Genomic DNA, 6,206 nt, shown 5'->3' with positions numbered 1-6,206 from the left:
TAATCACTCCCTATATTGGTTGGAATTAGCTACTACCATTGTAAGTGATTGCTTTGGGCTTTTTAATTTCTGTTCGGATTAATTATAGAATTTGCCATGTCGAACGCTGTTTTTCATTCAATATTTGTACTGGTAATAAACATTACGACTCTAGAAAGTTAAACAATATAAAAATTATTAAATTCTTAGAAATCAATTTTTTTGTCAGAAAGAGCCTCTTTTGTTTTTTGCTTTAATGTTCCAATAGTGGCCTGTTACTTTGTGATAAGGGAGTTTTGAACCGTACCAATTTCAATAAAATTAACACTATTTAAAAACGCAACTAAATATTTTAATAGCGCATCATTTTGCTGTATTTACAAATAAATTGCGCGATATATAATTAACAAAACGTGATATTTAATGATGTTAATTTTTCCGAAACAGGGTTTCTGAGGGGATTTATGAAAGATAGTGAGTTGGGTCGGTTCTCAACGACACGCAAAGAGCATTATAAGATGTATAAGGCAGGGAAGCGCTGGCTGTTTGCAGGCATAGCGCTATTTTTCTTTGGCACGGGGATGATTGGTACAGACCGGATTATCTCGGCAGATCAAACTGGTGCTCAGTCGCAGACAACTGAGACTTCAATCACTACTTCTTCAAGTCTTGGCAATGACGGAGCTGCCCAAAATACGACTAATAGCAGTGCAGTCAGCAGTGTTGTCAGAAGCAGCTCAATGACTAGTGCTGCTTCTGAATCCACCGCGGCTCAAGCAGCTAATTCAGCGCAACTGACAGTTAGTCAGCCGACTGATGCTAAAAATCCAGATTTAACTAGTGCTAGTAGTCAAAGCAGCGTTAACAGTAGTTCAGAAAAAAATCCTGACAGTAGCGCGTTAACTTCACGTGCGTATTTGGCTCAGCAAGATAATGATCAGGTGCCGACAAGTGCTCCGGCTGAAAAACAAGCGGCTGTTACTGGCAATGTTATTAATCCAGCCACTCTGGTTTCACGTGCGCCACAGGCAGATGCTGTTTTATCGGTTGCTACTAGCCCAAGCGTAGTAGATAGTCTTCAACAAAGTACGACATCATTGGTGGCATCGTCACAATCTGCAGCAACTCCGGCTTCTGAAGCTAGTATCGTAACAGCTCAGTCCCGAGCAAAAACGACTGTTACACGTGAAACACCTTTATCATTAGACATTAATACCAATGTACCCACGTCAATTGTTCAACAGGCTGTATTACCTACGGGTAGCACGTTAACGATGGTTAATGGCATGACAGTAATTAGTCTCCCAGACGCAACGACAACGGCTCAGCTGATAGAACTGAAGAAGTCGTTGGCGCTTGTTAATCAACCTGTGATGATCACGCAAAAGGATGCCAGTGTTAACCTGCCTACTTTAAGCAACAACATGGAAATTGGGACAGCTAACGGGAATGTTACTGGCACGAACGCATCAACGCAATTTACCGGTAATGGTACTAGTGTGCAGTTTAACAACAATGGGACAGTTGGCCTAACGGAAGATAAAAATGATGAAGTGGGTCATGCCAACCTTAACAACACAGTAGATTTCACCAAATCCTTTACGCTTAAAGGATCAGTTCAAATTGGGAATAAAACTGGACCACAGGGTGGTGCAGATGGAGTTTCACTGGTGTTTGTTCCGTCGCCAGAGAATCCAACGCAAACTTATAATGGGCAACCTGGTGGTGGTCTTGGCGTGGCGGGTTTGAAAGATGCCATGGCCTTTGTCTTTGATACGTATTATTGGAACGGCGGCGATCCAAACCAGGTCTATATCGGCTGGCGGACAACAGATCAGTCAGGTCAGTTAAATAGTTATTCATATACCGCACAGTCTAATACGACTTGGCGGCCGATGAATAATGCGTTGATCGACGGTAATTACCACAACTTTACGATGACGTACACGATTCAATCTAATGGGGACGGTCTGCTAACAATGACGGTCCCTGACAATGGTGGTAATGGGATAACTTTTACTAAGGTCATTCCTAAAGCCAAGCAAACTAACTATACGTTATCCTTTGCTGCATCAACTGGGGGCTCAAAAAACGCTCAGGGGGCTGGTATCAATAGCCTGACATACACTAAGGGTGTTTCCAAAGTAACTCTGAACGTGAAAACGCCATCTGGTCAGTCTGCGCCAATCACGGTGACCGCGAATATCGGAGATACGATTCACGTCTATCCAGATAAAAAATCAGCCCAGGCAGCAATTGACACAGGGATGGATCCCTCCACGGTTGTGGTTTGGGATAACAGTCTTGGCTATGGACTTAAGTCTGCTGTGGCCTATACAGTTACGAATGATGCCGCACAAACGACGCCAGAAATCGATACCGGTAATGTGGTTACAACAACCATTCATTACATTGATGCTACTGGCAAGCAGATTAAAGATGATCGTACAATTTCTGGAGTCGATGGGACTGCTATTGATTTGTCTGCTGTTGAGCCGGCATCCGAAGTCAAGGGGACAGATGGACTCAATTATTTACTTACCAAATCACCAAATTTGAAAGAAACATTTGGTACCAATACGTCACTGACATACACGTTTACGGCCGATCCAACGCCGACTGTGACAGCGGCTGAGTCACAGGTTAATTCATATCAGGCAATGACTAGTGGCGCGCTTTCTAGTGCCAAATCAGCGTTGGTTGCTGCTAGTTATGCTGCCTCTGTTTCACCTAATGATAAGAATGTTATTAATCAATACTCAGCAACTCAATCTTATTACACGGCCATTTTGGGCCAAGGAAGCGCAGCAACTAGTGCTCAGAGCGTTTTAGATTCGGTTAACGGCAAAGTTGCTCAAGTTATTACAACGGCTAATTCTGCCAATAGTTTGGCCACCAATCTTGAACAAACGTATCTGAAGGAACTGGCTGATGCATCAGCTGCAAATGTAGCTGCTCAATCGGCAAATTCGTTGTACCAGTGGGAAAAGAATAACTTTAAAAACGATTCAAACCTTGTTTACTATTCCAATATGGCACAATCTGATCAGAATAAAGCGGCTTCTGCTAACACAGCTGCCAGCTCGGCTACGCAACAATACAATTCTGCATTAGCAGTTGCTTCAACAGCGATTGCCAATGCTTCTTCAGTAGCGAATAGTGCTGCCGCTGCCGCGCAAACGTTGACGAACGCAACCAGTATCACTGCGGCCCAAACGACTTCTACCGCTTCTCAGGCAAAGAGCACCGCGGCCACCGACCTCAATTGCCGCATCCAATGTTGCGTCTACAGCTCAGAGTGTCGTCCATTCGGTTCAGTCGGCGGCATTATCTGCCGCAATGACTGCGATTCAGGCTAACGTGACGGCTAGTCAGGCACTGTCACTGGCCTCTGCTGATCAAGCTAACGGCACAGTTCAAACTGGTGCCGGAACAACGTCACAAAATGCGGATACCGGTAATAAAGCAGCACGTTCCGCCAATAATGATGCTAATAAGGCGCTACAATTTGCGTCGTTGGCTGCTAGTGCTGCCGATGATAACGATGTTAGTGCCGCTTACGATTATGCGATGAGTGCTTCTAGTTTGGCCGCCCAGGCAAACTCAGAAGCTCAAGTAACACACAGTGCAGCGGCTATTGTTACGAGTGCAACGAAGACCGTGGCCAGTCAGGTTACTGTTGATAGTCAGGTGTCTTCACAGCTGGCCAGTCAGGCACAAAGCATTGCATCGACGGCCGTTAACAATGCGGTTACTGCCAGTGGGGCCGCCGACGAAGCTGTGACTAATGCCAACGCTGCTTCGGCAACAGGAAAAACCGATTTGGCCAATAACAAGGTTGTCAGTGCGGCCAGTTTGGCTCAGTCGGCCGCTAGTGGTGCGGCCTCGGCGGCATCTGTTGCTAGTTATGAAGCCAAGCAAGCGACATCATTTGCTAGCCAGTCGAGTAACTATGCTTCGGCTGCCAGTGATTTTGCTTCACGAGCCTCCCTAGCAGCGGCTTCGAATGATGCGAGTTTAGCCAGCGAATATGCTGCTTCGGCTACTAGTGCACAAACAGCGGCTTTGTCGGCCGCTATGGTGGCTACCAGTTTGTACACGGTTGCTCAAAGCGCCAATGATTTCGTTCAGAGTGCTGTTAGTTCCGATAGTATTGCGGCGAGTTCGGCGGCGAAGGCCACCAGTGCGGCTGCAGTACAGGCTAGTGCAGATATTGGTACGATTCAGGACTTTGTAACAAGCAACAACTCGTTGAGTGTCAGGGCCGCTAATAAGGCCGTACAGGACAAGCAAAATGCTCACGTTCAGTCGCAGGCTGCAGCGGCTGCATCTGCCGCTGCCTCCACACAGTCTTTGCAGACTGTTGCAGCTGATCAAACGACAATTGCTAATAATCTGTACAAATCTGCTCAGTCGGCCGCTGCTTTGAATCAGGCAGATAATGCTAAAACGTTATTTGCATCGGCGTCAGCGGCGCAAAGTACAGCCGACTCTGCGGCAAAGGCAGCTCGAGCTTTCTACACGGACTTTTTAGCTGAAGACGATGATATTGATAACGAGGTTACTTCAGATAGCACCGCTGCTTCACAAGCCGCTTCGGCAACAAAATCAACGGATGCCGATACGGTATCAATGATGGTCAATCGTTCTAATGTTGCCTCTCAGGCAGATAGTATTGCTCGAAAAGCTGCTAGCGATGCAGCAACTGATAGTACAAATGCTGAAGTTCAAAAATCCGCTGTTGCTACCAGTCTGGCGGCTGCTTCTGCTACCTCGATTGCAACCAAGTTATCTAATGATCGGGCAACAGTTGACCAACTGACGAGTACAGCATCTACGGCTGCGTTAAACAATGACGCGACAGGCGCTTCTCAAGCTGCCTCAACGGCGGCCTCAATCGCCAGCCAGGATGCACAATTAACAACGTCATTAACTTCGTTGAACAACGTTATTAGTCAGACGGCGCCGATTATTGCCAACGCAGTCCATGTTGATAGTGTTACTGCTAGTGAACAAGGTTCCGATGCGGCAGCAGCAACCTCCACTGCTTCCGGAGAGGCAACAACAGTTAGTCAGCAAAACAGCAACGTTAATAAAGCAATTTCTGAGGTTGCCAGTGCTGCATCAGCGACGACCGCTGATAGTGCGTTACAAAGTTTAGCCAAACAAGGGCAACAGGTTGCTAGCACCGCAAATAGTATCCAAACGACAGTAAGCAACTTGGCTAAACAGGCCAGCGATTATAGTTCGATGGCTGCATCGGCAGCAGCACTAAATGATGTTAGTGAAGCTACAAAAGATGCCTCTTTGGCCGCAAGTGCTGAGCATCAAATTCCTGGCTTACAAGATTCACTTCAGGGATTAATGAGTCAGGCCAATTCACTGGCCGTTGCGGCTAACCAAACGGCCATCGCCGACAGCACGGCCGCGGCCATTCAAAACTCGGCTGCTTCAACAGCTGCCAGCATTGCAAATAAGGCAACAATTGCTGCCACTAGTGAGGGAACAAACGTTAATAGTATCCTGAGCGCTGCTAATTCAGTAGCAGCTACGGATCCTAAAAACGCAGAAATCACTAATCTAATCAAGGGTACTAACTCTCTGGCAAGCGCGATTGCGGACGATAACAAACAAGCTTCAACTGCTACTAGTGAAGCTGATTATTACGCTTCATTGGCAGCTTCTGCCGCGGCCAACAATGACGCGTCATTAGCTAGCCAGTATGCGGCCAAGGGTTCTGCGGCTGCTTCGACTGTTAGCTCTTTAGAGTATCAAGTTGATAGTTTGGCTTCTCAAGCAAACAACGTTTACAGTCAGATAACGACTGCTATTGCTGGTGACGGCAGTGTCGCTAATTCAGCGGTAAGCGTTGCAAACAGTTTAGCTAGTCAGGCAACGAGTGATGTTGAACAGGCTAACAGTGCGGCTTCTCAAATGACTGGCGCTGTTAGTGACGCAGGTCGATTAGTGAACACCGATAGCGCGAATACTGATTTAGGCGCCATTTTGACGTCTGCCAATCAGCTTAATAATCAAGTCAGTGATCAGAAAGTCAGTTTATCAACGGCAACTAGTATCGCTGAAAGCGCGGCTAGTGCAGCATCAAACGCGGCCTTGCTGAATGATCAGTCAACTGCAAAGTCGTTGGCGTCCGTGGTATCGCTGAAAGCGCGGCTAGTGCAGCATCAAACGCGGCCTTGCTGAATGATCAGTCAACTGCAAAGTCG

2 protein-coding genes are annotated in these 6,206 nt (G+C 46.8%); both read left to right on the top strand.

Annotated features, from left to right (window positions below; translation table 11 throughout):
- The first annotated feature begins 443 nt into the window (after positions 1–443).
- Positions 444–3,338, top strand: a complete 2,895-nt coding sequence (locus GB992_RS06590; RefSeq protein ID WP_161001739.1) for a lectin-like domain-containing protein — start codon at positions 444–446, stop codon at positions 3,336–3,338.
- A complete protein-coding gene (locus GB992_RS06585) occupies positions 3,319–6,183 on the top strand; it encodes a hypothetical protein (protein ID WP_161001733.1) in 2,865 nt (954 codons plus the stop codon). The genes GB992_RS06590 and GB992_RS06585 overlap by 20 nt, the downstream gene beginning before the upstream one ends.
- Positions 6,184–6,206: the final 23 nt, after the last annotated feature.

This window comes from Furfurilactobacillus milii, assembly GCF_009863985.1.
GTDB lineage: Bacteria > Bacillota > Bacilli > Lactobacillales > Lactobacillaceae > Furfurilactobacillus > Furfurilactobacillus milii_A.
The sequence above is the reverse complement of the archived record's forward strand: the minus strand, read 5'-3'. Positions and strand labels throughout refer to the sequence as shown.

Bases quoted from the DNA above. Each gene is read 5' to 3' on its own strand.
- GB992_RS06590 (WP_161001739.1), top strand. From the start codon at position 444: ATGAAAGATAGTGAGTTGGGTCGGTTCTCAACGACACGCAAAGAGCAT.
- GB992_RS06585 (WP_161001733.1), top strand. From the start codon at position 3,319: ATGACTGCGATTCAGGCTAACGTGACGGCTAGTCAGGCACTGTCACTG.